Origin of the sequence: Sphingomonas citri (assembly GCF_019429485.1) — a bacterium.
Taxonomy (GTDB): Bacteria; Pseudomonadota; Alphaproteobacteria; order Sphingomonadales; family Sphingomonadaceae; genus Sphingomonas; species Sphingomonas citri.
Map to the genome: position 1 here is coordinate 1211836 of NZ_JAHXZN010000001.1, position 24259 is coordinate 1236094.

Below are 24259 nucleotides of genomic sequence, written 5' to 3' on the forward strand. Positions count from 1 at the left end.
CGGCGGCAGGGCCCCGCGCCGCTACCAGCCCATGCTGCCGGGCACGCCCTTGAATGGGCCGACTACGTCGGGTGTGATCCAGCCGCCGTAGAAGCCGCCCGGCTGCGGCAACACGATATCGCCGTCAACGGTGCACCGGTCCAGCGGTGCGGCGTAGAAGGCGAGATGATCGCGCAGCGGCGCGAAGCCGCGCGTCGGGTCGGGGTAGCTCCATGCCACATCGTGCACCAGCGTCTCGCCAACCGCGAGATGCCAGTAGACCGCCTCGCCCTTCCACTCGCAGAAGGAGCGTCGCGTTGATGACCGCAGCAGCTCGCGCGCGACGTCGTCGGGCGGCAGGTACCAGCTCGGCGGGTGGCTGGTCTCCAGCGTGCGGATCGCGGCGCGCGTATCGGCGACCTTCTCGCCGCGGTGGACGATCCGGACATGACGACCGCTCCGCTCCGCCACCGCGGGGCGCGGGTAGTCCCACACGCTTTCCTGCCCCGGCCCCACCGGTTCGCGCACCGGCCTCATGCGGTGCCCCGCCCGGCCCAGCGCTGCAGCCGCGGGCGCACCCGCAGGAAGCGAAGATAGAGCTGCTCCAGCAGCGCCAGCACAGCCGGGCTTCGTGCCGCCACCCCGAGCGGGCGCAGCAGCGGGATCGCGCTCCACATCGCCGCGAACGCCGCCGCACCCGAGACGATCGGCCCGTCCTCCTCGCGCGCGTGGGAGCGCGCGAGCATCGCGGCGCGATCGAGCGGGCAGGTCGCCGCCGTGGCGTCGACGAAGTCGATCCGTCCGCGACGGTCGAGCCGGCGCATCAGCGCGATCTCGCGCCGACACAGAGGGCACGCACCGTCGTGCCAGACGGTGACCCTGCTCATCGACCGCGCGCCGAATTGGCGCGACGGATTCGCTCGGCCAGCAGCGTGGCGAAGCCGAGCCAGCCGACATAGGGCACCGCGGTGGCCGCGGCGGTCCGGTCGGCCCGCGCCGCGGTGACGACGAGCGCCGCGCCCGAGGCGAGCATCGCGCCCGAGGCGGCGGCGCTGGCGCCGAGCCGCTGGCGGCGAAAGAACAGCTCGCTCCAACCGCCGATCATCGCGCTGTTGGCGAGCCACAGCGCGACGGCGGCGTCGCGCCGACCGCTCGACGGCCGGCGCAGCAGCCGATAGCCGCCGACCGCAAGTGCCGCCTCGAGCGCCGGCCAAACCGCGCCGAACACCGCGTCCGGCGGCGTGATGTCGGGCTTGTCGAGCTTCTGATACCAGCGCCGGATGTTGGGATGCGTCCGGTCGGGCGCGTTGCGGCGCCCCAGCACCGCGCTCGCGCCGAGCACCAGCCCGACCAGCCCGAGCGCGGCGACGGACGACCAGCCTCCCGGGTCTGCCGCCTTGGCGTCGATCGTTTCCGACGCGGGCGGTGCGTCTGTGGCACCGGGCGCGGGGTAGTGCGAGAGATCGGGCTCGGCCGCGTCGCCGCCGCCGAACAACCGGCCCGTCACCGCGGTGACCGCGGGTTGACTGGCCAGCGCCAGCGCCGCGTGCAGTAGGCGGATGCCGGCGCGGCTCTGCGGGTTGGCGAGCCGCGGGACGAGCTTGGGCACGCCCTGCGCCTTCTCAACCATCGGCCGCATCGCCTGCTCATAGGCGGCGAAGGCGGCGGGAACGTCGCGCGCGCGCGTCAGCTCTCCCGCCAGCACGCGCGCACCCGTGACCGCGAGGGTGGTGCCAACCCCTCCGAGCGGGGTCACGCACCAGGCCGAGTCGCCGCACAAGGCCACTCGGCCCGCCGACCAACGCTCCATCCGCACCTGACGCAGCACGTCGAGATAGAAATCGGGCGTGTCCCGCATCCCCGCGAGCACGCGCGGCGCCTGCCAGCCGGCATCGGCGAAGGTCTCGGCCAGCCACGCTTTCTGCCGATCGCCGCCCCATTCCTCCTCGCCCTCCGGCGGCTTCTGCACCGTCAGCATCGCGCGCGTCGTGCCGTGGCGGTCGGGGCGGAGCGACACGCTGCGCCCGCCCGGCGCATGATACCAGCGCCACCGCCGGTCGTCGTCGGCGGTGCGCGGGATCGTGAAGTAGGCGATGGTCATGTCCATCCAGCGCGGCCGGTTCTCGCCCGCGAAGACCAGCTCGCGTGTCGCCGAGCCGACACCCTCCGCGACGATCACCGCGTCGTAGCGCTCGCTCGTGCCGCTTGCGAAGCTGACGTCCGCCGACTCCCCACTCTGGTCGATCGCGACGACATGGTCGCCGAAGCGATAGCGCGCCCGCTCGCGCGCGCCGTCGTAGAGCAGGCGGGAGAGGTCGCCGCGCAGGATCTCCATCTCCGCGGTCGGCCCGTCGCGCTCCAGTTCGTCAGCGAGGAATTGTGCCGCGATCCGGCCGTCAGCCTCGACCCAGGCGGTCCCCTCCTCGCCGGTGCCCTGCGCGAGGGCGCTCTCTTCCAGTCCCATCTGCCGCATCACCGCCCGACCCACACCGCGGAAGTCGACGTTCTGGCCGCCGTCGCGGAACGCCGGCGCGCGCTCGACCACGGTGACATCGAACCCCGCGCGCCCGAGCCACCAGGCGAGCGTGTTGCCAGCGACGCTCGCGCCGGTGATCAGGACCTTGCTCGACACGCGCCATTCTCCTTCGCGCCGCCAACGCGGCAGCGCGCGAAAGGGGCCAGGGCTCCTCCGCCCTCGCCTTCGGGGCGGGTGCACGCAGCGGAGGCGGCTCCTCGCGCGTTCAACTTCACGGAGAGGAGAGATCGTATGTCATCGATCGACAAGCAGAAGCGGCTGCACTTCGACGTGGTCAACGTCGGCCTGCGCGCGCAGGCGACGGCGGTGGGGCTGGTGCAGCTCTGCGTCGAGCTGCGCGCCGCCGGCGTGCTGCCCGAGGCCGCGCTCACCCGCATCAAGGACGCGATCGCCGACGAGGTCTCGGTCGCGGGGCCGCGCCGTCGCGGTCAGCAGGACTATCGCCGCGAGGTGCGCGATCGGCTCGACCAGCTCTTCGCGGGCGAAGCCAAGGTCGGCTCGGCCGAGGCGCTCTCGTTCGGCGAGCGGCCCGAGTCGTGACCTGGTGGCCGGGGGTCAGCCCCGGCTATCGCGGCGTGTCGGATCAGGCGCCGCGTCGGGAAAGCGCAGCGTCACGCGAAGGCAAGGACGCGTATCCCCGATCTCGACCGATGCGCCGAGCCGCTGCGCCGCCGACCGCACGATCGCGAGACCGAGTCCGCTGCCATCCTGGCCCGCGCTGGTCGTCGAGCGCGTGAACCGCACTCCCGCCCGCGCGATGTCGGCGTCCGACAGGCCGGGGCCGTCATCGGCCACCACCGTGCGACACCGACCGCATCGCGATCGATCGCGATCACCACGTTGCCGGCGCGATCGAGCTGACCGCTCGCTACGAAAATCTCGACTATAAGGATCTGGCGACCGGCGGCCGCAGATGGGCCGCGACGCTGGGCGCCAATTGGTACCTCAACAGCTTCACCCGCATCCAGGTCAACGCGATCCACTGGGACACCGACAACCGCGCCGGCGCGGTCACCGGCGCCGACGACGGCGAGACCGTCAGCGCGCGCGTCGCCGTCACCTTCTGATCGCCTCCGCACACAGGATCTCCCGCGATGAACCTCGCCCTGCTCGGCTTCCTGATGGTGGCCACGTTCATGACGCTGATCATGACCAAGCGCATGACCCCGCTGGTCGCGCTGATCGTCGTCCCCACCGCCTTCGCACTGCTCGCCGGCTTCGCCGCGGGACTGGGCGAGATGATGATCGACGGCATCAAGAATCTCGCGCCGACCGGCGTGATGCTGCTGTTCGCGATCCTGTTCTTCTCGACCATGACCGACACCGGCCTGTTCGATCCCCTGGTCAACCGGCTGCTGCGGCTGGTGCACGGCGATCCGCTCAAGATCCTGGTCGGCACGGTCGCGCTGTGCGCGATGGTGAGCCTCGATGGCGACGGCTCGATCACCTACATCATCACGATCGCCGCGCTGCTGCCGTTGTACAAGCGCTACGACATGAACCGGCTATACCTGTGCTGCTTGCTGATGACGACCAGCGGCATCATGAACCTGACGCCGTGGGGCGGCCCGACCGCGCGTGCGGCGAGCGCGCTCAAGCTCGATCCCGCGACGCTGTTCCTGCCGCTGATTCCGGGCATGATCGCGGGCCTCGTCGGTCTCGTCGCGCTCGCGGTCTATTTCGGCCGCGAGGAACGCCATCGCATCGGGCAGCTGCACGCCACGGCGCCGACGAGCTTCACCGGCATGGCGGTGTCGCAGTTCCCCGAGGCGCGCCGGCCGCGGCTGCGCTGGTTCAACGCCGCGCTGACGGTGGCGCTGCTCGCCGGCCTCGTCTCGGGCGTGCTGCCGCTGTCGGCGCTGATGATGCTGGCCTTCGCGGTGGCGATGATCGTCAACTACCCGCAGGTGGCCGAGCAGAAGGAGCGCATCGCCGCGCACGCGGGCAACGTGCTGTCGGTGGTGTCTTTGATCTTCGCGGCGGGCATCTTCACCGGCATCCTGTCGGGCACCGGCATGGTCGAGGCGATGAGCAAGGAGGTGGTCGGCGTGGTGCCGCCCGCGCTCGGGCCGTACATGGCGCCGATCACCGCCGCGCTCAGCCTGCCCTTCACCTTCTTCATCTCGAACGACGCCTTCTACTTCGGCATGCTGCCGATCCTGGCCGAGGCGGGCGCGCACTACGGCGTCGAGCCGATGGCGATCGCTCGCGCCTCGCTGATGGGCCAGCCGGTCCACCTGCTGAGCCCGCTGGTTCCGTCTACCTATCTGCTGGTGAGCCTGGCCGGAGTCGATCTCGCCGACCACCAGCCCTTCACGCTCGTCCCGGCCGCCGCGGTCTGCGCGCTGATGACGATCGTCGGCATGCTGGCGCTCGCCTTCCCGCTGGTCGGCTGAGCGCTCCCGTTCGTCGTCCCGCATTCGGGGAACCGATCATGACCGCCAAGCCGTTCCCGCTCGGCCTCCTGCCGGCGATGGGATGCGACGGCCAGCTCTGGGCGCGCCAGGTGACCGATCTCGCCGACCTCGCGCATCCCAAACTCGGTGATCTGACGGTCCACGACACGCTCGAGGCGATGGCGGCGCGCGTGCTCGCGAACGCACCACCGCCGATGGCCGTCGCCGGGGTCAGCCCCGGCGGCTATGTCGCGCTGGAGATGATTCGTTAGGCGCCCGCGCGCGTCGAGCGGCTCGCGCTGTTCGGCACGCGCGCCTCGATGCAGATGCGGCGGCGCAGCGTGTGGGAGCCGAACCTGCTCGCCACCGCGCCGCACGCCGATCGTCAGCGGCCCGGTTCAGGCGATGGCCGAGCGAGTGGGTGCGGTGATCTTCCAGCGCCAGCAGCGCGCACTGCTCGCCCGTCCGGACATCGCGCCCGCGATCGCCGCGGTGCGCGTGCCAGCGCTGGTGGTGGCGGGCGACCGCGATCGGATCTGCCTGCCCGAGGACGCGCGCGCGCTCGCCCGACAGGTAACCGGCGCACAATTCCATACGATCCGCCACTGCGGCCATCTCGCGCCGATGGAGCGGCCCGGCGCGGTCACGATGCTGCTGCGCGAGTGGCTGCGGCGCTAGGCACGACTGCCGTCCGCGCGCACGAGATACCAGACGCCGTCCACCAGCCGCACGCTCGTCGGCGCCTGACTCGCGGCGTTCGCTCGGGGTCGCGGGAGCGGCGGACGCGGCATGATCTCCACCTCTATCTCAAAGCGCTTGATCAGCCGGTACAGAGTGGTCCGCCCCACGCGCAGCTGGCGCGCGGCGTGTGAGAGATTGCAGCGATTGTCGCGCAGCGCGGCTTCCACGGCCGAGCGCTGCGCGAACGCCATCGTGCCCTCGATCTGGCATTCCTTCATCGTCAAGATGGTCCTTGCTTGGCTCGTCGCGCGGCTGTTCACCGCATCACGCTCGCGCGGGGACGTCGGACGATCACTCCAGCAGCGCGTTCCCCGGCCGCCGGGCGTCATGGCCTCCATTGCGGTACAGGATGTCGACGATCGTCTCGACCGGGATCGCCGCGTCGCTGCCGACCCAGAGCAGAACGCCGCCGCGCCCCAGGTGACGATCGTAGTAGGCGGCCTCCTCCGCGGTGACACCGTACGGCGCCAGCAGCTCCGAAAGCGTCGTCGCCGGCGCGCCAGCCGCGGCGCCGAGCGCTATCGCGCCCGGTACTGCGGAGGCGGCGATCGCACCGGCGGCCACCAGCGGGCCGGCACCGGGGATCGCGAGCGTCGCGACCCCGACGCCGGCGCCGGCGGCGTCACCGCCGAGGATCGCGCGCAATACGCCGGCACCGTCATCGCCGGCGCTTGCGCCCGAGCGACCTCCGTTCTCTAGCGTGACGCGCCGCAACATCAGCGACAGCTCGCGGTCGCGAACGCCGACGCCACGCAGGTCGGACACGGCGTGATGCGCGTCCGCCTGCGCGTCGAAGATCGCGGAAGCGATGCGCGGCATCGTCTCCGCCGCCCGAGTCAGCGCACCGAGCCGCGGCGAAAGAGGTTGACGATGCCGAGCAGCACGATCGCACCGAGCAGCGAGACCAGCACCGACTGGATGCTGAGCACGCCGCTGGTGATCGGTGCGCCGCCGATCAGCGGGGTGACGATGAAGCCGGCGAGCACCGCGCCGACGATGCCGACCACGACGTTGAGGAAGATGCCCTGCTGTCCGTCGGTCCGCATGATCACGCTGGCCAGCCAGCCGATCACGCCGCCGACGACGAGAAGTATGATGAGGCCCATGACGATGACTCCGATTGAGGGTTGGTGCCGCATCAACGGGAGGCGCGGACGACAAGTTCAGCGAGCGCGGCGCCTGCCGGCCGACGCACTAGTGCGGCTGCACTAGGCCGGCTGGTGTCGCACCGGGAACGGTACGGGGGTGACACGGTTGATGGCGGATGCCGAGCGCCGCTCCTCTCTCCGCCTCGCCGACGCTCCGTCACCTCGAGCAGCTGATCGCTCAGCTGCTCGACGGCGTGATCCTGCTCGACCCGAGCGGGACGGTGCTCACCGCCAATGCCGCCGCGTTGGCCATGCACGGCGTGACCGAGGTGGGCGAGCTGGGCGCCACCGCGGACGATTATGCGCGACGCTTTACCATGTGGGACGCCGAGCACCGGCAGCTCAAGCATCGCCAATATCCGCTTTTCCGCGTGCTGGCCGGCGAGCCGATGCCCGATCTGATCGTCGAGGTCGCGCCGGCGGGATGCGAGGAGGCGCGCTGGGTCCACCAGGTGCGCGACGTTGTCATGGACGTCGACGGCGGCGAGCCCGACTATCTCGCGATCGTGCTGTGCGACGTGTCGAAGCGCTTCGATGCCGAGGCGCGCTTTCGCGCCATGTTCCGCGCCAACCCCGCGCCGGCATTGATCGTACGGCAGCGCGACTTGAGGATCGCCAACGTCAATCCCGGCTTCCTCGCGCTGACCGGCTTCACCCGCGAGCAACTGGTCGAGCGCTCGCTGTTCGGGCTCGGGCTGCTCGGCGGCCTGCCGAGCCGCGCCGAGGTGCGCGGCCTGATCGACGCGGGCCAGGTGATCCCGCAGACCGAGGCCGAGCTGCTCTGCGACGACGGCAGCCGCCGCCTCGTCATCTTCGCCGGGCAGCCGATCGACGTGACTGACGAGGACGTGCTGCTGCTCACCTTCGCCGACCTTCAGCCGCGCCGCGAGGCCGAGCGGTCGCGCGCGGTGAGCGAGCGCAACCTCGAGGCCGTCTTCGACATGGCACCGGTCGCGATGGTGATCGCCGACGCGGCGCATCGCGTGCTCCGCGTCAACGCGGCCTTTCACGCGCTGTCGGGCATCACGGTCGAAGCGGGCGCCAACGTGCCGGTCGACGCGCTCGGCTGGTGGCAGGACGACGAGGCGCGCTCGGCGATGGAGCGCGAGGTCGCGGAGCACGGCGCTGTGCACGCCGGGGAGGCCGGCTTCGTCGCGCGCGACGGCAGTGAGCTGCGGTGCAGCGTCGCGGCGGAGCGGATCGACGGCGACGACACGACGCGGGTGATCTGGGTATATCAGGACGTCACCGAGCGGCGCCGCAGCGAGGCCGAGCTCGCCGGCGCGATCGACGAGGTGCTCAAGGACACGCGCTGGCTCAGCCGATCGATCCTCGACAAGCTCGCCACGCTGCGCCGACCGACCGCGCAGCTGGCGCCCGCCGACCTGACCGCGCGCGAGCGCCAGGTGCTCGACCTGATCTGCGACGATCTGGATGACGCCGCCATCGCCGAGCGGCTGGCGATCACGCGCAACACGGTGCGCAACCATGTCGCCCGGATTTACGAGAAGACCGGCGCCACCCGCCGCAGCGGGGCGGTCGTCTGGGGACGGGAGCGCGGCATGGGGACGCATCGGCCATGAGGGACGTTCGTTGAGCACGATCTGGGACGAGCATGCGGTCGCGTCGATCATGGGCAGCGACGGCTTCAGGGTCATCGTCGACGAGGGGCGGCTCGACCGCGTCGTCGATCGAATCGTGGATGCCCGACTCAATCCCCGCGACATCCGCATATCCCTGCCCAATCGCCCATGCCGCCCGTGCAGCTTCGTCGAGGGCGAACTGGCGGAGCTGGTCAGGCGGCGACGCGTCATGCTGGCCGAGCGTGCGCGTGCCGGGTGACGCCACCGCGACCCGGCGCAACGAACCCCCGTCAGTCCCGTTTGAGGTCGGCCATAGCGGAGCGCGATCATGACGGAGAAGAAGGGCAAGGGCAGCGCGACGGCGCAGAAGGCCAACGCCAAGGCGGCGAAGGAAGGCGAGAAGAACCCGCGCAAATCATCCGCTGCACAGGCGGAGCTGGGCAAGAAGGGCGGCAAGTCGAAGAAGTCGTAGCCGCACCCCGGAACGCGCAGAACGCGACCGGCGCGGTCATCGCCGGCCCGGCGAAACGTCCTCAGCGGCAGCGCGTTGCGGTCACATGATGGCGAACAACCTGCTCATCGCCTTGTCGTTGGCGGCAGCGGCTCCCTCCAGCATCGCGGCGATGAGGTGGGAGAAGCGCGTGCTGCTCGTCGCCGCGTCCGAAGAACAGGATCCGAAGCTTGAGCAGCAGCGACGGATCATCGCACGATGGAGAGACGCCGCAGCGGAGCGCGATCTCGCCGTGGTCGAGATCACGGGCGACAGGGTGACAGGCGCGAGCGACTCAGCTGCAACCCTGAGAAAGCGCTTTCGCCTTCCGGCAGACGGCTTCGCGGCCCTCCTGATCGGCAAGGACGGTGGCACCAAGCTTCGCCAGACACGCCCGATATCCGCGGCGGTTCTAGAGGAGACGATCGACGCGATGCCTATGCGTCGCCAGGAACGTCGATGATCCCGGTCGGAGCGGCGCCGAGCGCCATTCGCGTCCTGGACACATCGCGCCGACGCGGACTCAATACCACCGCCAGTCCGCTGCCGCGGCGCGGCACCCCCCGCCCGCCCCGCTGCGATAGGCGCGGCCTCGCACCACGCGCCCGGTGTGGGCGCCCGTCGGTCGACCATCGCGCAGCGCGAAGCGACCGTTGACCAGGACGGTGCTGACACCCGTCGCCAATCGCGCCGGCTGCTCGTACGTGGCGCGATCGGCGATCGTCGCCGGGTCGAACACCACCACGTCGGCGAAGAGCCCGGCGCGCAGCCGGCCGCGGTCGGCGATCGCGAGATGGTCGGCGGGTAGACTGGTCAGCCGCCGCACCGCCTCGGCGAGCGTCAGGTCATGCGTGTCGCGGACGTAATGGCCGAGCAGTCGGGCGAAATTGCCGTAGGCACGCGGATGATCCCTGGTGCGCAGGAAAACGCCCTCGGGCGCGGGCGCGGCCTCGTCCGAGCCGAAGCTCATCCACGGCTGGCGGATCGCCTTGCGGACATTGTCCTCGCTCATCAGGAAATAGGCGATGCCGACGCGCGAGCCGTCCTCGACCACCAGGTCCATCGCGGTCTCCTCGGGCGAGCGACCGCGCTCGCGCGCCACCGCCGCCAGCGTCTTGCCCGCGAGCGGCTTGAGCTTGGGGTTCTTGAAGCCGAGCAGCAAGGTGCCCTCCGCTCCCGCGCCGGCGAGCAGGTTCTCCCAGTCTCTCGGGTGCGGGTCGCGCATCGCGGCGGCGACCTTGGCGCGCGTCGTCGGGTCCTTCAGCCGCGCGATCCACGCGTCGAGCCCGCCCGCCTGCACCCAGGGAGGCATCGCCGCGTCGAGCCCGGTCGCGCCGGCGGTGTAGGTGTACATGTTGGCGGAGACGCGCACGCCGCGGGCGCGCGCCGCCTCGATCGCGGCGATGACGCGGTCGATCTTGCCCCAATTGTCGCGACCGGCCTGCTTGAAATGGTAGATCTCGGCGGGCACGCGCGAGGCTTCGGCGATCGCGATCGTCTCGGCGACGCCTTCGTCCAGCCGGTCGCCCTCGCTGCGCATGTGGACGGTGTAGATCCCGCCGCACGCCGCCGACACCTCAGCCAGCGCGATCAGCTCGGGCGTCTTCGCGAAGGTCGCGGGCGTGTAGATCAGCATGTCGGTCAGCCCGAGCGCGCCCTGCTCCATCGCCGCTCGCACCAGCCCGCGCATCCGCTCGAGCTGCGCCGGTGTCGGCTGGACGTCGTCGGCGCCCAGCACCGCCTCGCGCACCGTGCCCGCGCCGACGAAGGAGGCGACGTTGGGCGCGATCGCGCGGCGCGACAGCACGTCGAGATAGCCGCCGAGCGTCGTCCAGGTCACGGGATAGCGGACGTCGCCCTGCTCCTTGACCATGTCGCGCCGCATCGCCGGGCTGAGCGGCCCCATCGAGAACTCGCCCATCACCTCCAGCGTGACGCCCTGCGCCAGGTCGGACAGCGCGCGGCCGTCGACCAGCAGGCTCTCCTCCGGGTGCGCGAGCATGTTGACGAAGCCGGGCGAGACCGCCTTGCCGCGCGCGTCCAGCTCCGTCGCGCCGCGCCCCGCGACGTGCGCCGCGACGAGCGCGATCCGGTCCCCCGCGATGGCGACGTCGCCGACGAAGGGCACGCCCCCCGACCCGTCGTAGATCGTGCCGCCGCGGATCACGACGTCGTAGCGCGGCGGCGACGTCGCGCCCGCGAGCGGCAGCGGGGCGAGCAACAGGGCAGCGAGCGATACCAGGCGCTTCATGGCGGCTCCTCGGCGAAATCGGGTCAGATCGGCAGCTCGGACGTGGACTTGATCTCGGACAGAGCCACGGTGGAGGTGATCTCCTGCACGCCGGGCAGACGGCTGAGCTTGTCGAAGAAGAAGCGCTCGTAGGCGTCGATGTCGCGCGCGACGATGCGCAGCATGAAGTCGGTCGTGCCCATCAACACATAGGCGTCGAGCACCTCGGGGAAGCCGCGGATCGCCTCGGCGAACTCGTCGAGGTTGGCGCGGCCGTGCGCGTTGAGCCGCACCTGCGCGAAGATGTGCGCGCTGAGCCCGACCTTGCGGCGGTCCACCAGCGCGACGCGGCCGCGGATCACGCCCTCGCGCTCGAGCCGGTCGATGCGGCGCCAGCACGGCGAGGCGGACAGGCCGACCTTGGCGGCGATCTCGGCGACGGTCTGCTGCCCGTCGCGCTGCAACTCGCGCAGGATGCGGCGCTCATAATCGTCGAGCTGGGTCATTCGTGCCGCGATCCGGGCCGTTGCGGGATGAACATGCCCCAGCGTAGCGGCAACGGCGCGGATGAGGAGACCTTTTCCGCCGCGCCGCTGCCATCCTGAGCGCCAACGATCCGACCGAGGCTATACCGCATGACCGTCCGCTTCCTCGTCGCCGGTGAGGCCTCGCCCGACCTGCCGCTGCGCGTGCTCAACCTGCTCGCGCTCCGCTCGATCGCGTTCGACGCGGCGTCGGTCCAGCGCGACGGCGACACGTATCGCATCGGCGTCGCGGTGAGCGGGCTCGAGGACGGCGTCGCCGAGTTGCTCCTCGCCAAGATGCGCGCGCTGGTGCTGGTGGAGAGTGCCACGCTCAGTAGTTGAGGCTCCAGCCGATCAGATGCGCCATCGCGGCGACCCATAGCAGCCCCAGGAACGCCAGCGCGACCAGAGCGGCGCGCAGCCGCACGCCCCAGCCGAACGCGCCGCGGAACGCCTCCACCAGGTTCCACACCCCGATCAGCGCGGCCGCGATCGGGATCACCGCGGCCACCTGGAGCAGCCGGATCAGGCCGTCCAGCGTGGCATTGTAGGCGTCGACCTGCTGGCTCAGGATCGGCGCGACGACGGTGTACCAGCCCGCGACATAGGCGAGATCGACGACCGCGGCGACGCGCACCAGCAGCCGCGCGCGCGCGGCGCGCCCGGTCACCACCGGCGACGCGGCGTAGCGGCGGCGGATCCACCAGCCCACAGGCCAGGCGATGGCGGTGAGCAGCAGCACCAGCAGCGACAGGCCGGCGGCCGTCTGGAACATCGTCGAGTCCCGCGCCGCCGGCACCGCCTGGAGCACGCCCACCGGGTTCTGGCTGTCGACGATGGTGCGGCGTCCGCGCAGCTCGGTCACGCGCAGCAGCCGCGTGCCGTCGACCGCGCGCCACAGCCCCGGCGCGATCTCGCGGAAGCGCTTGCCCTCGATCGAGGAGACGCTGATCGTGCCGTCGTCGTTGGCGCTGACCACGTCCTGCTGGAGCAGGTAGAACAGGCTGATGAAGCCGGTTTCGACGCGGCGCGAGCTCTCGTAATGGCCCGCCAGCGCGCGCGCGTCCGTCGCGGCGCTCGCGATCGCGGGCGGCAGCGGTGCGGGAGTTGCCGGAAAGTAGCGGTCCATGAACAGGTCGAACAGCCGCTCGCGCACGCCGTAGACTGCGTCGCGCTCGCCGCGGCTGCTGAAGCTCATGAACAGGCCGACGTTCTTCTCGGGCAGCAGCGCCAGGTCGGTGTGGAAGACGATCGTGTCGCCGCCGTGGCCGATCACGGTCGTGCCGTTGCGTTGCATCCAGAAGAAGCCGTGCGCCATTGTGTCGAAGCCCGCGGCGGGCGGGGTCGGCGGGCGGTGCATGAACGCGACCGTCTCGGGGCGCAGGATCTGCGCGCCGCGGTAGCTGCCGCCGCCGAGGTGCGCGAGCATGAAGCGCGCCATGTCGTCCGCGGTGGAGGCGACGCTGCCCGCCGGCGCGGTGCCGACCAGCTCATAGGCGTGCGGCGGCCCGTCGCTGGTGGCATAGCCCTTGGCGGCGAGCGGCGCGAGCGCGGGCGGCAGCGGCTGGACGAAGGTGGTGTGCGCCATGCCCAGCGGGCCGGTGATGTGGCGCGCGACATAGGCCTCGAAGGGCTCGCCCGAGACGCGCTGGACGATATAGCCGGCGAGCGCGACGCCATAGTTGGAATAGGCCGGCGCCTCACCTGGCTTGAACAGGAACGGGCGCGTGTTCTCCTTGAGGTAGCGCTCGGTCGTCTTGAGCAGCTTGGGGTCGCTGGCGAGCAGGTCCTTGAGCCCCTCCTCGAAGCCGCCGCGGTGCTGCATCAGGTCGTTGATCGTCACCGCGCGCCCCAGCGGGGTGATGCGGAAGTCGAGGTAGCGGTTGACGTCGGCGTCGAGGTCGATCCTGCCTGCCTCCACCAGCTGCATCACCGCGGTCCAGGTCAGCAGCTTGGAGGTCGAACCGATCCGCATCAGCGAGCGGCGCGGGTCCATCGGCGTCTTGGCGGCGACGTCGGCGTAGCCGTAGCCCTTCTCGAACAGGACCGCGCCGTCCTTGACCACCGCGACCTGCGCGCCCGCGATCTTCCCGGCCTGGAGCGCGGCGGGCATGTAGCCGTCGAGCCAGGCACCGACGTCGGCGGCGGTGAGCTGCGGCGTCGTCGCGGGCGTGGCCGGCGCCGGCGGCGCGGCATCGCCCGGCGCAGCAGGTGGTGCGACCGGCGGGCGTTGGGGCGGCGTCGCGGCGACGAGCAGCGCTGGGAGGAGCGCCAGCAGGAGCGTCTTCATCGTCATCCTTTCACCTCACGGGCTCGGGCTCGAACAGCAGGTCGGCATAGTCGAAGCTGAAGTCGGCGATCGGCGACACCGGTCGCGCGGTGATGCGCGCCACCTTGCCCGCGGCGTCGAGCGCGAAGGTGAGATAGGCCGGCTCGATCGCGGGATCGTCGAAGCGGGCCACGAACGTGTCGTACTGATAATGTTCGAGCCGCCCCGCCATGCGCGGCGTCGGCACGAAGCGCACCGTCAACCCGGCCGCATCGCCGCCGACCTCGATCGGGCCGTACCAACGATCGACGTAGCGCCCGGCGTAGCGCGCCAGCGGCAGCGACGGCCCGATCTTGGCGGGCGTCGCCGCCTCGGCGCGCACCGCGGCCTCGGCCGCGGCGATCCGCTGCGCGCGATAGCGCGTGAAGCGCGTCGGCCAGTCCTGCCGTTTCGCTCCGAGATAATGGTCGATTAGCTCCCACATCAGCCCGTGCCGCGGCGCGGCTTCCTCGCTGTTGAGCTCGATCGCGAAGCCGACGTGGCGCGCCGGGATCAGCAACACCACCGAGGTCATGCCGAACAGCCCGCCGGCGTGCCACACGATCCGCTCGCCGCGATAATCGCGCACCTCCCAGCCGAGCGCGTAGGCGTCGAAGGTCGGCGTGGTCGCCGCGACGGGCTCGGGCAGCGGGGCGATCGGGATTGGCGTCACCGGCGCCCACATCTCGCGCCCCGCCGCGGCGGAGAAGACGCGCGTGCCGTCCGCCGCGACCCCGCCGCTCAATTGCACTTGCAGCCAGCGCGCCATGTCGGTGGCGCTCGCCGCGATCAGACCGGCGGGGGCGGCGGCCTGGGGAAGCTGGTCGCGCTCATCGAGCCCGCGCATCGTACCGGTGCCGCGCACCACGCCGCCGAAGCGCGCGTGCGGCAAGGCGCGGTTGGGCAATGCCCAGAAGGTCGCCAGCTCCCCGGTCGCGCCCACCATGCCGGCGGGGGCGAGCACGTGCGCGCGGACGTAATCCTCCCAACGTTGCCCGCTCACCGCCTCGATCAGCTGGCCGGCGACGGTGTAGAGGACATTGTCATAGGCATAGCCGCTGCGGAAGCTGGTCGCGGGCGCGATGTAGCGCAGCCGCCGCACGATCTCCGCGCGCGAATAGCTGCCGCGCGGCACGTACAGCAGGTCACCCGCGCCGAGCCCGAGACCGCTGCGATGCACCAGCAGGTCACGCACCGTCATCTCGCGCGTCACCCAGGCGTCGTACATCTGGAAGCCGGGCAGATGGTCGACGACGCGGTCGTCCCAGCCGAGCGTGCCCGCATCGACCAGGGTCGCGATCGCCGCCGCGGTCATCGCCTTGGCGGTGGAGCCGATCAGGAAGGCGGTGTTCGCGTCGACCCGCTCGGGCGCGCCTTGCCGCCGTACACCATAGCCTTTGACGAGCGTCACCTTGCCGTCCTCGACGATCGCCACCGCCATGCCGGGCGTGCCCGAGGCGCGCATCACCTGCTCCACCCGCGCATCGAAGCCCTTGGGCGGCGCAGCGAACGCGGGCGCGGCGACGAAAGCGGCGAGCAGAACGGTCGCGGCGTATCTCATGCGCTCGGCTCCGGCTGGGCCGACCTGCCGCGCCCCACGATGGTGAGCAGCAGCAGCGGCACGACGTAAATCAGGATCAGCAAGGCCGCGAGCAGCCGGTAGCCGCCCGCGATCAGCCCGACCAGCCCGACGCGCTCGGCCAGCAGCATGCACGGCGCCAGCAGCGCCAGCGCGAGCAGCGCGCGCGTCGCGGGCGACAGCGCGTCCCGCCCGCGCGCGCGCGCGACCCGCTCGTTGACGGCGTGGACCGCACCGGTGCCGCTCTCCAGCAGCGCGGCGAAGATCATCAGCTGGAAGCCGAGGTGGAACAGTGGGTGACCGAGCCGCGTGAGAATATAGTCGGACGGCAGTACCGCGTTCGCGATCTCGGGCAGGAACGCCGCCATGGTGACGAAGAACAGCAGCGCGGGCAGCATCGCCAGCGGCGCCGCAAGCGCGCCCGCGATCACGGCGTCGCGGCCCGAGCGAAAGTGGCGCGTCACCGGCAGCACGATCACCGCGCCGACGATATTGTAGCCCGCGTAGGTCAGCCCGCCGAGCGTCCAGCCCGGCGCGGGCGGCCCGGCAGCGGCGAAGGCGTCGGCGATCCGCCCGCCCACGCTCGTCAGTGCGAGCAGCAGGAACAGCGCATAGGTGGCGTAGAGCAGCACCGAGACCCAGAGGAAGACGCGTTCGACGCCCGCGTTGCCCCATGCGACGCAGGCGGTGATGCCGGCGAGTAGCGCCAGCGTCCCCGCCAGCGGGGGCAGTCCCAGCGTCGCCGCGCCGATCTCCCCCGCCGCGGCGCCGAACACCGCGAGCACGACGACGATGAACAGTGCATAAGCGGCCTCGAACAGCACCCAATAGCGCCCCAGCAGCGCCTGGAAGAAGGTGCGATAGTCGCGCGCGCCGACCGCGTGCGCGAGCCGGAAGGTGGCCGCGGCGACGACGCCCCAGATCAGCGTCGCCAGCGCCATCGCCAGCACCCCGCCCCAGGCACCCGCGGGCAGGAAGAACTCGGCGAGCTCGCGCCCGGTGGCATAACCGCCCCCGATCACCACCGCCTTGAACGCGAGCCCGGGCAGCACGAACCGCCGGAAGCGGTCGGCCGCGGCGGGGCTCAGGCGGCGCATGCGTCGAGCAGTCGCTCGAAGGCGTCGCCGCCGCGGATCGGGTCGGCCGTTTGCAGGCCGAGCCGTTCGGCCGTGTGCGCGATCTCCGCCGCCGCCTCCTCCGCGGCCATGCCAGCGGTGTTGAGGCTGACGCCGGCGCAGCGGATCGCGGGGTTGGTCAGCCGCCCCACCGCGATCGTCTGCTCGATCACCGCCTCGATCGAGGGCACGCCATAGCCCGGAGTGCCGAGGATCTGCGCGCGTGTTGGCTGGTGGCAGACGACGAACAGATCGGGCTGACTGCCGTGGAGCAGCGCCAGCGACACCGCGGCGTAGGAGGGGTGGAACAGCGATCCCTGTCCCTCGATCACGTCGAGGTGCGTCGGCGCGTTGGCGGGGCTGAGCAGCTCGGCGGCGCCGGCGGCGAAGTCGGCGACCACCGCGTCGATCGCTATGCCCTCGCCCGCGATCATGATGCCGGTCTGCCCGCTGGCCCGGAAGGTCGCGTCGTGCCCGCGCGCCCGGAGCCCGCGCGCGATCGCCAGCGCGGTGTATTTCTTGCCAAGCGCGCAGTCGGTGCCGACGGTTAGCAGCCGCCGCCCGGTACGCTTGGCACCGGTCGCGATCGGCAGCGCGGGCGGCGGCTCGCGCACGTCGACCAGCCGCGTGCCCGCGCGCGCGACCGCCTCGCGCAGCGCGGCGATGTCGCCGAGCCGGGTGTGGAGCCCGGCGACGAGGTCGAGCCCCGCCTCCACCGCGGCGAGCAGCTCGGGCATCCACGCCGCCGGGATCACGCCGCCCTGGTTGGCGACGCCGATCACCATCGCACGCGCGCCCGCCGCCGCCGCGTTTGCTGGCGTCATCCGGGGCAGCCCGGTGGAGACGGTCGCGGCGGGCAGCGCGTGCTCGGCGAGGCACTTGTCCGCCGCCCAATCGCGCAGCCCGAGCGCCGTCTTGGCGAAGCCCGGCTCGGTCGCGTCGCCGAGGAACAGCAGGTAGGGCGCCGCCAGCGCGTGCACCGCGCGCGGGGGAGAAGCGGAAGCCTCGCGCACGATCAAAACCCGACGCCCAGCGTCGCGCCGATCGTGCGCGGCTGGATCGGGCTCACCTCGATCGCGCCATTGGGGCGGGTCGGATAGGTCCCGGCAGAGATCAGCCCGCGCGAATCGCCGATGTTGCGCGCATAGACCGACAGGTCGAACCGCCCCAGCGACACGCCGGCGCGCAGGCTGGCTGTGGTATAGCCGTCGAAGGTGATGCGACGACCGAACAGGTCGCGATAGGCCGCGTCGAAATTGCCGAGCCGGTCGCTCACCGTCGACACGTCGGCGCCGACATAGGGCCGCGCGCCGTCCCAGTCCCAGCTATATTCGGCCGACACGTTGGCGTTCCAGGTCGGGGCGAACGGCAGTTGGTCGCCGTCGCGCCCGCCGTTCGAGGTGTCGCCACGCAGCCGCGTGTTGTTGTAGGCGACCGTGGTGGTGACGGTGAAGCCGCGCGTCGGGCGCAGCGTAGCGGTCGCCTCGACGCCGTAGCTGCGCGCGCCGCGTCCGTTGGCGTCGGCCGAGATCGGGCCGGCGTCGGTCTGGAAGGTCGCGACGATCAGCGTCTTGTCCCAGTCGAGGTAATAGCCCGACAGGTCGATGCCGAAGGTCCGGTCGGCGGTCTCGGCGCGGATGCCGGCCTCGTAGCTCATCAGCGTGTCGGCGTCGGTCTGCAGCGGATAGTCGGGACCGGCGCCGGGCGGCACCACGTTGGGGCCACCCGGGCGATAGCCCTTGGCGACGCGCGCGTAGACCTCGCTGTGCCGCGCGAACTCGTAGCGCGGTGACACCGACCAGGTGAACACGCCCTCCTTCGAGGTCGCGCGGTTCTGCGACGGACCGTTGAACAGCGCGCCGTCGAGCGTCTGCGTGGTGCGCTGGTCGTTGTGGCTGTAGCGGCCGCCCGCGGTGAGGTCGAATGTGTCGCTGAAGTGCAGCGTCGCGCTGCCGAAGCCGGCGAACTCCTTGTAGGTCGAGTCGAGCTGCGCCAGCACCAGCCCGTTGAAGCCGGGGATCTCCGGCACCGGCGTGACCGGGCGGCCGGTCGCGGTGTCGAAGGGGTAATAGCGCTGGTACAGCTGCCCCGGCTCGCGCGTGTAATAGCCGCCGACCAGCCACTCGAACGTGGCGGAGCCGTTGGAGGCCAACCGCAGCTCCTGCGTAAATTTCTTCTGCGTCGAGCGGTTTGGATAATAAATGCCGTAGGCGTCGGGCGCGAGACCGTAGATTGCGGAGGACGCATATTGCGCCAGGGTGATCCCGCCGAGATCGCTGTACGACACGTCGCTGCGGTCGGTAGCGACCTGGCGGCTGTAGCTGGTGACCGAGGTGAAGCTGGCGAAGCCGAGGTCATAGTCGAGCGTGCCGGTGTACAGACGGTAGCTCACCTCGTTGCGGTCGGGGAAGAGCTGGTAGCGCACCTCGCGCCCGCCGGTGCTCGCGCCGGTGAACGGGTCGGCGGTGATGGGGCGCAGCGTCGCTGCGTCGGCGTCGAAGGCGTTGCGTGAGTCGACCTCGATGTTCTGCAGCACCGCGGTGAGCCGCAGCGACAGCCGGTCGCTCGGCTTAAGCAGCAGCGAGGCGCGGCCGCCATAGCTGCGCGCGCGGTTGACGTCCTCGTCGGCGATGCCGATCGCGTCGATATAGCCCGCGGTGCGGCGGTAGAAGCCGCTCGCGCGCAGTGCCACCGCGTCGCCGAGCGGCACGTTGACCAGCGCGTTGCCGTAATAGCCGGTGCCGCCGTCGCGCACCGTCTCGACGCCGCCCTGCCCGCGCGCCTCCCACTCGCCCAGCTTGGGCGCGACGGTGACATATTTGACCACGCCGCCCAGTGAGTTGGCGCCATAGAGCGTGCCCTGCGGCCCGCGCAGCACCTCCAGCCGCTCGATGTCGAACGTGTCGAAGTCGCCGGCCAGCGTGGCGCCGTTGGTCTGGCCGGTGCTCGAGCCGAACGGGGTGTCGTCGAGATAGACCGCGACGGTCGGGCTGGCGCCACCGGCGTTGATGCCGCGCAGCACGACGCGGGTCTGGCCGGGATTGCCCGACTCGAACGACAGGCCGGGGACCAGCGCGGCATAGTCGGCGATGGTACGTGCCTGGCGCTGCTCCAGCGCCTCGCTTCCCAGCACCGACATCGACTGCGGCACGTCGGACAGGAGCTGCTCGCGCTTCTGCGCGGTGACGATGATGTCGCCGACCTGCACGGCCTCGCGCTCGGGCGGCGCGGCTTCTGGTGACGCCTGCTGCGCCGCCGCCGCCCCGCCGAGGAAGAGCGCCAGCGCGCTCGCGACCGACGCGCTACGACGAATGTTCCTCATCGCTTCCCCCTCGATGTTGCCAATCAGGATGCTAGTGTCCTGATTGGAGAATAGTCAACCGGAAATCAGCGCCGTTCGCCGACCCTGATCACCGCGATAGACGCCGGATCGATCGCCGCCAGCAGCGCCGCGGCGAGCGCGGCCAGCCCGGCGAGCAGCAGGAAGAAGGCGCCGTGCCCCAGCGCGGTCCAGGCGGTGCCGACCAGCCCGGCGGCTAGGCTGCCCGCGAAGGTGGCGAGGTACCAGGCCGCCACGGTGGTGGCGCCCATCCCCGCGGGCGCGAGCCGCGCGAACAGCCCCAGACCGGTCGGCAGGATGTGCAGCTCTCCCACCGTTAGCAAAGCGAAGAACAGCGCGAGCCACAGCCAGTGCGAGGCGCCGCCGCGCGCCGCCAGCGCGGCGAGCAGGAGATAGGCGCCCGCGACGATCAGCGCGCCCACCGCCATGCGCCGCACCGGCCGCTCCGCGCCGCCGCGCTCGGCGCGGCGCCGCCAGCGCGCCAGCAGCGGCGGGGTCATCGCCATCACGAACAGCGGGTTGAGTGACTGAAACCAGGTCATCGGTACGATCGCATCGCCGGCGCGCCGATCGACCCCGCTGTCGGCCCACAGCGCCACGGTGTTGCCGACCTGCTCATAGGCGGCGCGGAAGACGGTGACGCACAGCGCCACCGCGACGAGCAGCAGCGCCGCCTCGCGCGTGAAGCGGCCGCGCGGCGCGGCGTGGCGCGCCGGCGCGGCGCGCGCGGAGGCGGGCAGGTAGCGCTGACCCCACAGGTAGATGCCCAGCCCCGCCACCATGCCGACCCCGGCCGCGCCGAAGCCGTAATGCCAGCCGTACAGCTCGCCCAAAGTTCCGCACAGCAGCGGCGCGAGGAAGCCGCCGATGTTCACGCCGACGTAATAGACGTTGTACGCCCAGCCGACGCGCGGGTCGCCGGGCGTGTAGAGGTCGTCGATCTGGCTCGGCAGGCTCGGCAGGAACAGCCCGTTGCCCAGCGCGATCGTCACCAAGGCGACGTAGAAGAGCGGCTCGAACGCCATCATGAAATGGCCCAGCGCCATGATCGATCCGCCCAGCACGATCGCGCGCCGCTTGCCGAGCAGCCGGTCCGCGATCACGCCGCCGAGGATTGGGGTGAAATAGGCGCAGGCGGTATAGGCGCCGTAGATCAGCGAGGCCTGTGCCTGCCCCATCATCAGCTGCTTGGTCATGTAATAGACCAGCAGCGCGCGCATCCCGTAGTAGGAGAATTGCTCCCACATGTTGGTGAGGAACAGCACCGTCAGCCCGCGCGGCTGACCGAACCAGGTCGGCGCGGGCGGCGCGGCGCTCACCCGCCCCATACCTCCGCGCCGGCGTAGAGCAGGCCGTCGTCGTAGCGCACGCCCGGCGCGCGGTCCTCGGCGAGGAAGGTGGGGCCGTCGAGGTCGACCAGGTCGGCGAGCTGGCCCAGCACGAAGCCTGGCGCGGTGGCGAGGCTGGTGCCGATCATCGTCCCCACCATCACGCCCAGCCCGCGCCGGCGCGCCTCGGCGGCCATCAGCAGCCCCTCGGTGAGCCCGCCGCACTTGTCGAGCTTGATGTTGACCACGTCGAAGCGCCCGACCGCGCCGGCCACGTCATCGAGCGTCAGCAGGCTCTCGTCCCCGGCGATCGCGATGGCGGAGCGGTAGCCGTCGAGCGCAGCCTCGGCGCCGCGCGCGAGTGGCTGCTCGAGCAGCGACACGCGGTGCGGCAGCAGCCCCTCGACCAGCGCGTCGAGCTCTTTGCGTGCAAAGCCCTGGTTGCCGTCCACGCCGAGCCACACGTCGGGGCGTGCTTCCCGGATCGCGGCGACCCTCGCGAGATCCAGCGCCAGCTCGCCGGTCAGCTTCACCTTGATCGAGCGCGCCCGTGCATAGCCGCGCGCCACCGCCGCCATCGCATCGGGCGTGTCGGCGCTGACGGTGAAGGTGGTGACGATCGGGCGCGGCGGCTCGCTGAGCCCGGCGAGCCGCCACACCGGCGTGCCGCTGCGCCGCGCCTCCAGCTCCCACAGGGCCGCGTCGACAGCGTTGCGCGCGCCGCCAGCCGGCATCAGCGCGCGCAGCTGCTCGCGTGTCGGCCCCGCCTCGACTGCCGTGCGGGCCGTCTCGACGTCCGCCAGCATCTTGGCGAGATCGTCGCCGAGGTAATAGGCGCCGGCGCCCTCACCGCGTCCCCGGTGGGTACCGTCGTCGAGCGTGACGACCAGCACCTCGGCGGTCTCGAAGACATAGCCCGAGATGCGGAAAGGCTGCGCCAGCCGCAGCGTCGCGGTCTCGGTGGAGAGCCGCAGCATCAGTAATGCACCGTGAGCGCGAGCAGGTGGAACACCACGGCGACCCACAGCACCACCAAGGTAGCGAGCAGCAGCAGCACCGCCCACAGCTTGCGCGTCCACGGCCGGTCGCCGCGGAGGGTCACCACCGCATTCCAGCCCGCGATTCCGACCGCTCCGACGAACACGACGATGCTCGCGAGCTGCAGCAGCGTGAGCGAGGCGTCGCTCGGCGCGCTGTCGCCGAACAGCACCGAGATCAGCCAGAACCAGCCGCCCAGCACCAGCAGCACCGCCAGCGCCATCACGCGCGTCGCGCGCGCCGCGCGCAGCGGCACGCCGGCGAGCGGCGCGACGGCCTGATAGCGCCGCCGCAGGTACCAGTTCGCGGGCCAGAACAGCGTGGTCAGCAGCAGCACCGCGAGGCTGGCGTAGAGCGCGGGCAGCAGCCAGGCGGCGTCGCGGTAGGCCGGCACGCGATCCCACACCATGAAAGGCGAGACCAGGTCGAAGCTCCACCGCACCGGCTGCCCGTCGACCAGCTGCGCCGCGAGCCGGTCGTGCCCGGCGGGATCACGCCAGACATAGGGCGCCACCTCGACCCAGGTGACCGGCACGCCGTTGGCGCCCTTCAGCGAAGGGATGATCAGCCGCCCCTGCGCGTCGGCGCCGACCTCGGCCTGGCCGAAGAGGTTGGCGATATCGACGAAATTGGTGAAGGACGAGCGGCTCACCTGCCAGTGGCCGGCGAGCGCCGCGGCATGCCGGCGCGCGGTGGCCGCGTCGACCCGGCCGGCCGGCAGCGTCGCGCCGGGGAAATAGCGGTCGGCGAAGTCCTGGAACAGCTGCCCGCGGGCGACATGCGCCGCACCGTCGCGCCCGGCGGAGTTGAACGAGACGTACAGCCCGGTGCGCTCCGCCAGGAACAGGTGGAGCGAGGTGTGCATCTGGTTGGTGTCGCCCAGGTGCGCGATCACGCGGCGGCCGTTGATGTTGGTCTCGAAGAAACCCAGCTCCATGCGGTTGAGCGGCGGGATCAGCGAGCGCGGGTTCACCTTGCCGGGCGGGCTGTCGTGCATCAGCGCCGCGGTCTCTGGACTCAGCACGCCGCGCCCGCCGTCGAGGTGCGCGATCATGAACTTGGCCATGTCGAGCCCCGAGGCGGAGAGCGACCCCGCGGGGCCGGGCACGACGATCTCGAACGGCTTGGGATCGCCCGAGCCCAGCGGATAGCCCTGCGCCATCAGTCCGCGCAGCCGCGGCGGCAGCGGCTGGCGAAAGCTCGCCGTGCGCATGTCGAGCGGCCGAAAGATGCGCTGCTCGACATAATCGTCGAACGGCATGCCGCTGACGCGCTCGACGATATAGCCCGCCAGCGTCGTCGCCCAGTTCGAATAGGCTGGGGTCGTGCCCGGCGCGTAGACGCGCGCGGGGACGTGCCGCTTGAGGTAGGCGCCGATCGGCTCGACGTCGCGCGCGTCATAGGTGATCAGCTTCTTGTTCGCCTCCTCGAACCCGGCGGTGTGGGTCATGATCTGGCGCAGCGTGATCGGCTGGCCGCGATAGGCGGGGATGCTGAAATCGAGGTAGCGGTTGACGTCGGCGTCGAGGTCGAGCCTGCCCGCCTCGACCTGCTGCATCACCGCGGTCCAGGTGACCAGCTTCGACACCGAACCGGGGCGGAACAGGGTCAGGTTCGGGTCGACCGGGCGGCGCTTCGCCACGTCGGCATAGCCGTAGCCGCGCGCCGCGATCACCTGGCCGTCGCGCACCACCGTCACCACCGCGCCCGCGATGTCGCCGCTGTGAAGCGCGTATGGCATGTAGCCGTCGAGCCAGGCAGTCACGTCCTCGCCGGTGAGCGCGCGACCGCTCATGGGCGAAGCGGAGGCGGTGGGCGCAGCCGGCTGCGCCACCGTCGGTGCGCCTGGCTTCACCGGCGCCTGTGCTGGCGCGAGCGCGGCGATCGCCGCCGCGCCGATCGCCGCCGACAGCCACGCGAGCAT

General features: G+C 71.4%; 27 protein-coding genes. 10 read left to right on the top strand and 17 right to left on the bottom strand.

The window, feature by feature from the left end; all coding sequences use genetic code 11:
* Positions 1-21 precede the first annotated feature (21 nt).
* The 3 genes from KZ820_RS05725 to KZ820_RS21765 are packed head-to-tail and all read right to left on the bottom strand — an operon-like array spanning position 22 to position 2611.
* On the bottom strand, positions 22-516 hold the full coding sequence (locus KZ820_RS05725) for a DUF427 domain-containing protein (RefSeq protein ID WP_219747615.1): 495 nt from the start codon (positions 514-516) through the stop codon (positions 22-24).
* Positions 513-866 (bottom strand): thiol-disulfide oxidoreductase DCC family protein, encoded by a 354-nt coding sequence (locus tag KZ820_RS05730; RefSeq protein ID WP_219747616.1) that lies wholly within the window; start codon positions 864-866, stop codon positions 513-515. Before KZ820_RS05730 ends, KZ820_RS05725 begins: the two co-directional genes overlap by 4 nt.
* The gene (locus KZ820_RS21765; RefSeq protein ID WP_308462134.1) at positions 863-2611 is read right to left on the bottom strand and encodes a tryptophan-rich sensory protein; all 1749 of its coding nucleotides are present in this window, start codon (positions 2609-2611) and stop codon (positions 863-865) included. Before KZ820_RS21765 ends, KZ820_RS05730 begins: the two co-directional genes overlap by 4 nt.
* Positions 2612-2746: 135 nt before the next feature.
* Between KZ820_RS21765 and KZ820_RS05745 the strand changes: the two genes are divergently transcribed.
* Positions 2747-3055, top strand: a complete 309-nt coding sequence (locus KZ820_RS05745; protein WP_219747617.1) for a hypothetical protein — start codon at positions 2747-2749, stop codon at positions 3053-3055.
* A 15-nt stretch (positions 3056-3070) separates the two neighbouring features.
* Here KZ820_RS05745 and KZ820_RS05750 read toward each other — a convergent pair whose 3' ends face one another.
* Positions 3071-3430 carry an ATP-binding protein gene (locus KZ820_RS05750; RefSeq protein ID WP_373369013.1) on the bottom strand — a complete coding sequence of 120 codons (360 nt, stop codon included), beginning with the start codon at positions 3428-3430 and terminating at the stop codon, positions 3071-3073.
* Between KZ820_RS05750 and KZ820_RS05755 the strand changes: the two genes are divergently transcribed.
* The 4 genes from KZ820_RS05755 to KZ820_RS05770 all read left to right on the top strand — a co-directional run bounded on the left by KZ820_RS05755 (position 3331) and on the right by KZ820_RS05770 (position 5589).
* Positions 3331-3582 carry a porin gene (locus KZ820_RS05755; RefSeq protein ID WP_219748126.1) on the top strand — a complete coding sequence of 84 codons (252 nt, stop codon included), beginning with the start codon at positions 3331-3333 and terminating at the stop codon, positions 3580-3582. The genes KZ820_RS05750 and KZ820_RS05755 overlap by 100 nt on opposite strands.
* Positions 3583-3609: 27 nt before the next feature.
* Complete coding sequence (locus KZ820_RS05760) at positions 3610-4911, top strand: CitMHS family transporter (protein WP_219747619.1); 1302 nt, start codon at positions 3610-3612, stop codon at positions 4909-4911.
* Between the two features lie 38 nt (positions 4912-4949).
* Positions 4950-5183 (top strand): hypothetical protein, encoded by a 234-nt coding sequence (locus KZ820_RS05765; protein WP_219747620.1) that lies wholly within the window; start codon positions 4950-4952, stop codon positions 5181-5183.
* A 133-nt stretch (positions 5184-5316) separates the two neighbouring features.
* Positions 5317-5589, top strand: coding sequence for an alpha/beta fold hydrolase (locus tag KZ820_RS05770; protein WP_219747621.1), 273 nt, complete (start codon positions 5317-5319; stop codon positions 5587-5589).
* Here KZ820_RS05770 and KZ820_RS05775 read toward each other — a convergent pair.
* The 3 genes from KZ820_RS05775 to KZ820_RS05785 are packed head-to-tail and all read right to left on the bottom strand — an operon-like array spanning position 5586 to position 6758.
* Positions 5586-5912 (bottom strand): helix-turn-helix domain-containing protein, encoded by a 327-nt coding sequence (locus tag KZ820_RS05775; protein WP_219747622.1) that lies wholly within the window; start codon positions 5910-5912, stop codon positions 5586-5588. The genes KZ820_RS05770 and KZ820_RS05775 overlap by 4 nt on opposite strands.
* A 31-nt stretch (positions 5913-5943) precedes the next feature.
* Entirely contained in the window at positions 5944-6471 is a 528-nt protein-coding gene (locus tag KZ820_RS05780; protein ID WP_219747623.1) for a hypothetical protein, read from the bottom strand.
* Between the two features lie 17 nt (positions 6472-6488).
* Positions 6489-6758, bottom strand: coding sequence for a GlsB/YeaQ/YmgE family stress response membrane protein (locus KZ820_RS05785; protein ID WP_183921243.1), 270 nt, complete (start codon positions 6756-6758; stop codon positions 6489-6491).
* 158 nt (positions 6759-6916) lie between these two features.
* Here KZ820_RS05785 and KZ820_RS05790 point away from each other — a divergent pair, with 158 nt between their 5' ends.
* From KZ820_RS05790 to KZ820_RS05805, 4 genes are all read left to right on the top strand, one after another.
* Entirely contained in the window at positions 6917-8383 is a 1467-nt protein-coding gene (locus KZ820_RS05790; protein ID WP_219747624.1) for a PAS domain S-box protein, read from the top strand.
* Between the two features lie 10 nt (positions 8384-8393).
* The gene (locus KZ820_RS05795) at positions 8394-8642 is read left to right on the top strand and encodes a hypothetical protein (RefSeq protein WP_219747625.1); all 249 of its coding nucleotides are present in this window, start codon (positions 8394-8396) and stop codon (positions 8640-8642) included.
* 69 nt (positions 8643-8711) lie between these two features.
* Positions 8712-8855 carry a hypothetical protein gene (locus KZ820_RS05800; protein WP_219747626.1) on the top strand — a complete coding sequence of 48 codons (144 nt, stop codon included), beginning with the start codon at positions 8712-8714 and terminating at the stop codon, positions 8853-8855.
* An 85-nt stretch (positions 8856-8940) separates the two neighbouring features.
* Positions 8941-9336, top strand: a complete 396-nt coding sequence (locus KZ820_RS05805) for a DUF4174 domain-containing protein (RefSeq protein ID WP_219747627.1) — start codon at positions 8941-8943, stop codon at positions 9334-9336.
* A gap of 60 nt (positions 9337-9396) precedes the next feature.
* Here KZ820_RS05805 and KZ820_RS05810 read toward each other — a convergent pair whose 3' ends face one another.
* Both KZ820_RS05810 and KZ820_RS05815 read right to left on the bottom strand, forming a co-directional pair.
* The gene (locus tag KZ820_RS05810; protein WP_219747628.1) at positions 9397-11124 is read right to left on the bottom strand and encodes an N-acyl-D-amino-acid deacylase family protein; all 1728 of its coding nucleotides are present in this window, start codon (positions 11122-11124) and stop codon (positions 9397-9399) included.
* 23 nt (positions 11125-11147) lie between these two features.
* Positions 11148-11609: an Lrp/AsnC family transcriptional regulator gene (locus KZ820_RS05815; RefSeq protein ID WP_219747629.1), complete on the bottom strand. Its 462-nt coding sequence runs from the start codon at positions 11607-11609 to the stop codon at positions 11148-11150.
* 129 nt (positions 11610-11738) lie between these two features.
* Between KZ820_RS05815 and KZ820_RS05820 the strand changes: the two genes are divergently transcribed.
* On the top strand, positions 11739-11969 hold the full coding sequence (locus KZ820_RS05820; protein ID WP_219747630.1) for an ACT-like domain-containing protein: 231 nt from the start codon (positions 11739-11741) through the stop codon (positions 11967-11969).
* Here the strand turns inward: KZ820_RS05820 and KZ820_RS05825 are convergent.
* From KZ820_RS05825 to KZ820_RS05860, 8 genes are all read right to left on the bottom strand, one after another.
* Positions 11959-13917 carry a serine hydrolase domain-containing protein gene (locus tag KZ820_RS05825; RefSeq protein ID WP_219747631.1) on the bottom strand — a complete coding sequence of 653 codons (1959 nt, stop codon included), beginning with the start codon at positions 13915-13917 and terminating at the stop codon, positions 11959-11961. The two genes, KZ820_RS05820 and KZ820_RS05825, sit on opposite strands and share 11 nt — an antisense overlap.
* Before the next feature lie 10 nt (positions 13918-13927).
* The gene (locus tag KZ820_RS05830; protein WP_219747632.1) at positions 13928-15496 is read right to left on the bottom strand and encodes a serine hydrolase; all 1569 of its coding nucleotides are present in this window, start codon (positions 15494-15496) and stop codon (positions 13928-13930) included.
* Entirely contained in the window at positions 15493-16611 is a 1119-nt protein-coding gene (locus KZ820_RS05835; protein WP_219747633.1) for a YkvI family membrane protein, read from the bottom strand. Before KZ820_RS05835 ends, KZ820_RS05830 begins: the two co-directional genes overlap by 4 nt.
* Entirely contained in the window at positions 16599-17642 is a 1044-nt protein-coding gene (locus tag KZ820_RS05840) for an N-acetyltransferase DgcN family protein (RefSeq protein WP_308462135.1), read from the bottom strand. Before KZ820_RS05840 ends, KZ820_RS05835 begins: the two co-directional genes overlap by 13 nt.
* 2 nt (positions 17643-17644) lie before the next feature.
* Positions 17645-19951: a TonB-dependent receptor gene (locus KZ820_RS05845; RefSeq protein ID WP_219747634.1), complete on the bottom strand. Its 2307-nt coding sequence runs from the start codon at positions 19949-19951 to the stop codon at positions 17645-17647.
* 65 nt (positions 19952-20016) lie between these two features.
* Positions 20017-21297, bottom strand: a complete 1281-nt coding sequence (locus KZ820_RS05850; RefSeq protein ID WP_219747635.1) for a peptide MFS transporter — start codon at positions 21295-21297, stop codon at positions 20017-20019.
* Positions 21285-22274: a dipeptide epimerase gene (locus KZ820_RS05855; RefSeq protein ID WP_219747636.1), complete on the bottom strand. Its 990-nt coding sequence runs from the start codon at positions 22272-22274 to the stop codon at positions 21285-21287. Before KZ820_RS05855 ends, KZ820_RS05850 begins: the two co-directional genes overlap by 13 nt.
* On the bottom strand, positions 22274-24259 hold the full coding sequence (locus KZ820_RS05860; protein ID WP_258047745.1) for a serine hydrolase domain-containing protein: 1986 nt from the start codon (positions 24257-24259) through the stop codon (positions 22274-22276). The genes KZ820_RS05855 and KZ820_RS05860 overlap by 1 nt, the downstream gene beginning before the upstream one ends.